4 protein-coding genes are annotated in these 3959 nt (G+C 70.4%); 3 read left to right on the top strand and 1 reads right to left on the bottom strand.

The annotated features are described in order from the left end of the window. Nucleotides 1–163 precede the first annotated feature (163 nt). Nucleotides 164–742, bottom strand: a complete 579-nt coding sequence (locus H0U68_RS10575) for a DUF1345 domain-containing protein (protein WP_296355333.1) — start codon at nucleotides 740–742, stop codon at nucleotides 164–166. Nucleotides 743–992: 250 nt separating this feature from the next. Here H0U68_RS10575 and H0U68_RS10570 point away from each other — a divergent pair, with 250 nt between their 5' ends. From H0U68_RS10570 to H0U68_RS10560, 3 genes are read left to right on the top strand one after another with little or no spacing between them, the layout of a single operon-like run. Then, nucleotides 993–1853 (top strand): class I SAM-dependent methyltransferase, encoded by an 861-nt coding sequence (locus tag H0U68_RS10570; protein WP_296355331.1) that lies wholly within the window; start codon nucleotides 993–995, stop codon nucleotides 1851–1853. Between the two features lie 35 nt (nucleotides 1854–1888). Continuing rightward, nucleotides 1889–2887: a tripartite tricarboxylate transporter substrate-binding protein gene (locus H0U68_RS10565; protein ID WP_296355329.1), complete on the top strand. Its 999-nt coding sequence runs from the start codon at nucleotides 1889–1891 to the stop codon at nucleotides 2885–2887. Between the two features lie 47 nt (nucleotides 2888–2934). Continuing rightward, nucleotides 2935–3774 carry a PA4780 family RIO1-like protein kinase gene (locus H0U68_RS10560; protein ID WP_296355327.1) on the top strand — a complete coding sequence of 280 codons (840 nt, stop codon included), beginning with the start codon at nucleotides 2935–2937 and terminating at the stop codon, nucleotides 3772–3774. Nucleotides 3775–3959 lie beyond the last annotated feature (185 nt).

Here is a 3959-nt window from a genome sequence, read left to right as displayed (position 1 = left end):
CGCTTCGTGGTCTTGCCGTACCGCTCGAAGCCGCCATTGGCCAGCGTCATCTGCTTCATCCACCGCCTCCGCGTTTGATGCAATCGCAACGCAGCAGCCTACGCCTCGGTGGACTTCTTCAGAATCTCCATAGCCAGCGGGACTGGCGCGCGCGCGGGTCAGCTCAATGCGCGCTTGCCATGCTCGCGGCGATGTTGATCGACAGGCCCAGGATGGCCAGGTTGAAGAAGAAGCTCAGCACCGACTGCACCAGCACCGTTGCCCGCATGGCGGTGGTCCGCACCGCGACGTCCGAGGTCTGCACGGCGACGGCGAGGGTGAACGCGAAGTACATGAAGTCGATGTAGGACGGGGATTTGAGCGCGTCCGGAAAGTGCAGCGGCAGGCGGTTGGCGGGCGCGGAGTAATACAGGTGCGCGTAGTGGAACGTGTAGAGCGCGCCCAGAAGAAACCACGAGCCCACCACCGTCAGCACGGTTACGCCATAGACGAACATCGGCGTTTCCCCGGCGTCGCGCCCATGGGCCAGTTCCACCACGATCGCTGCCAGGCTCAGGACTGCAGCGCCGCACATCAGCACCATCAATCCGGCGCTGCTGGCGTCCTCCTGGCTGGCGATCCCGCGCACGCCTTCGGTGGTCGAGCGCAGCATCAGCCAGACCAGTGCCGCCAGGTAAGGCCACACGCCCAGGTTCCAGGCAACCAGCGCACGCGCGGTGAACGTCCATTCCTGGGGCAGCAAGAAGAATGCCGCCGCCCCCACCGCTGCGGCAACGAGGAGGCGCGGGCGGTGCAGCCCGGCTTGGCGAAAACGACTGGCCAGTGAACTCATCCGTCGAGGTTACCACCGGGCTTGCCGGTGGCGGAAACGACGCCGGCAGCGCAGTGCACCCCCGCAAACATGCGGCCCCCTTATGCAAAGACGCGACTTCCGCAGGCGGCGCGACCTCGGCACACTGAAGCTCTCTTCATCTCCGTGATCGGCCCGCACCATGTCCGTCGGCAACTCCGGGCCGGAATCCTTCAAGTCGTCCGTGCGCGCCCAGTGGGACCAGTCCGCCGGCGGCTGGGACGACCACACGGCGCAGATCCGTGCCTGGCTGGCCGACGCCACGCAGGCGATGCTCACCGGGGCCGGCATCGGCCCCGGCGCGCGCGTGCTCGACGTGGCGGCCGGTGCGGGCGACCAGACCCTGGCCATCGCGCAGCGCGTGGGCGAGCAGGGCTTCGTGCTGGCGACCGACCTGTCGCCGGCCATCCTGGCGCTGGCCCGCCAGCGGCTCGACCACGCCGGGTACCACCGGGTCGCGACGCGGGTGGCGGATGGCGAGCAGCTGCTGCTGGAGGACCCGCCCTTCGATGCCGCCGTTTGCCGCCTGGGTCTGATGCTCTTTCCCGATCCGCTGCAGGGCCTGCGGGAAATGCACCGCGCGCTGCGCCCGGGCGGCGGGATCGCCACCCTGGTGTTCTCCCGGCCCGAGAACAACCCGTGCATCGGCATCCTGATGTCCACCGCGTTGCGCCATGCCGGCATGCCCCCGCGCGACCCGTACCAGCCGGGCGGCTTGCTGAGCCTGGGCAAGCCGGGCCTGCTCGATGCGCTGTTCAGCGCCGCAGGATTCCGCGACGCCACCACTACCGTTGTGCAGGCGCCGTTCCGGCTCCCTTCGACGGCTGACTACGTGCGCTTCGTGCGCAGCGCCGGCGGCCCCGTCCAGCAGGTCCTGGCCGGCCTGCCGCCGGCGGCTGCCGAGGCCGCGTGGGCCGACATCGCGCAGCGCCTGGACGCCTTCACCACCGCCGACGGCTGGGTGGGTCCGAATGAACTTCTGCTGACGAGCGCGCGGCGCTGACGCGCGGCCGCCTTGCTTCCAAACTGGGAATTGCCATGTACCGCCCTTGCCTTCCACGCAGGCACTTCCTGCAGCGCGCCGCCGGACTGGGCGCCTTCCTGGCGCTCGGCGCCGACATGGCCCAGGCGCAGGCTGCTCCGCGCGCGCTGCACATCTTCTGCACCGGGCCGGCCGGCAGCATCCCGGACCTCATCGCACGGCGGGTTGCCGTGCAGCTCGCTTCGGCCTATCCGGCCGGCGTCGTGGTGGACAACCGGCCGGGCGCAGCCGGCCGCATCGCCGTCAACGCCCTGATGCAGGCGCCGGCCGATGGCTCCGCCTTGCTGCTGGCGCAGGGCGCGGTGGCAACGGTGTATCCCTATCTCTTCACCAAGCCCGGGTACGACCCCGCCGCCGATCTCAGGCCGCTCACGCTGGCCGCCGAAGCGACGCTGGGCCTGGCCCTCGGGCCGGCGGTGCCGCCGGAGGTGCGCGACGTCACGGGCCTGCTCGCGTGGATGCGGCGCCATCCGGCGCTGGCCAACTACGGTTCGCCCGGCACCGGGACGCTGCCGCACCTGCTGGGCGCGGCGCTGTTCGGCGGGGCGCAGCTGGACTGCCAGCACGTGGCTTACCCGGGAGGGCCGCCGGCACTGGCGGCCCTGATGGGCGGGCAGCTCTCGTCGCTCATCCTGCCGGAAGGGCTGCTGCGGGAACCTCATGCCGCGGGCAAGCTGCGCGTGATCGCCACCTCTGGGGTGAATCGCAGCGCCTATCTGCCGCAGGTGCCCAGCTTCGCCGAGCAGGGATACAAGGAGCTGGTGATGCGCGAATGGTTCGCGTTCTTCATGCCTGGCCGCACACCGGCGGCCGTGCTGGAAGACACCTCGAGCGTGGTCCAGGCGGCTGTGCGCAGCCCGCAGGTCGGTGCGTCGCTGGCTGCCGCCGGAATGACCGCCGTCGCCAGCACGCCGCGCGCACTGGCGGACCAGATCGCCATCGAGCAGGGCGAGTGGCAGCGCTCGCTGCGGGCCAGCGGCATCAAGGTGGACTGAGAGCGCGCTTGCGCATGCCCCGCCCGCAATAGCCCGACAATCGGGCGGTGAAAACCCCCGACCGCCTCCAAACCCTCCTGGCCGAAGGCCTCATCGACACCGTCTTGCGCCAGCTCAAGAGCGGCAAGGAAGCCGATGTCTACGTGGTGCGCTGCGGCGGCGAGACCTGCGCGGCCAAGATCTACAAGGAAGCCAACAAGCGCAGCTTTCGCCAGGCGGTGGACTACACCGAGAACCGCAAGGTCCGCAACAGCCGCCAGGCGCGCGCCATGGCCAAGCGCACCACCTATGGCCGCCAGCAGCAGGAAGCTGCGTGGCAAAGCGCCGAGGTCGATGCGCTGTACCGCCTGGCGGCAGCCGGGGTGCGCGTGCCGCGGCCCAGCAATTTCCACGACGGCGTGCTGCTGATGGAGCTGGTGGTGGACGACCAGGGCGACGCCGCGCCGCGCCTGAACGACCTGAACTTCAGCCAGGCCGATGCACTGCAGCACAACGCGACCTTGATCGGCGAAGTGGTGCGCATGCTGTGCGCCGGCGTGATCCACGGCGACCTGTCGGAATTCAACATCCTGCTGGCGGCGGACGGGCCGGTGATCATCGACCTGCCGCAGGCGGTGGACGCGGCGGGCAACAGCCACGCACCGCGCATGCTGCTGCGCGACGTCAACAACCTGCGCACCTTCTTCGGCCGCTATGCCCCGGCCCTGCTGGCCACGCAGTACGGCCCGGAGATCTGGACGCTTTACACGCGCGGCCTGCTGGTGCCGGACATGCCGCTGACCGGCCGCTACGCGCCGACGCCCGGCGCGGTCGATCTCTCCGCGTTGCTGCGGGAGATCGAGGACGCGCGCATGGAAGAGGCGGCACGCCTTCAGCGCATGGGCTGAGCCGAAGGCGCTTCTTGCGACGTGTGACTGGCGGCGCTAGCGGCGCGCCTTGTGTCCACGCCCGCGTTCAGCGCCCTGTTGCGGCGCTCGCTGCCTCGGCGGCAGCGGAGGCAGCGGAGGCAGCGGCCCGAGCGCGTGGGCCGAACCCTGCCGGACGAGACGCGCCAGGCGCTGCGGCCTCGGGC

Origin of the sequence: Ramlibacter sp., assembly GCF_013697775.1 — a bacterium.
Classification (GTDB): Bacteria; Pseudomonadota; Gammaproteobacteria; order Burkholderiales; family Burkholderiaceae_C; genus Ramlibacter.
Note: the sequence above shows the minus strand (reverse complement) of the source record. Positions and strands in the feature narration are given on the sequence as shown.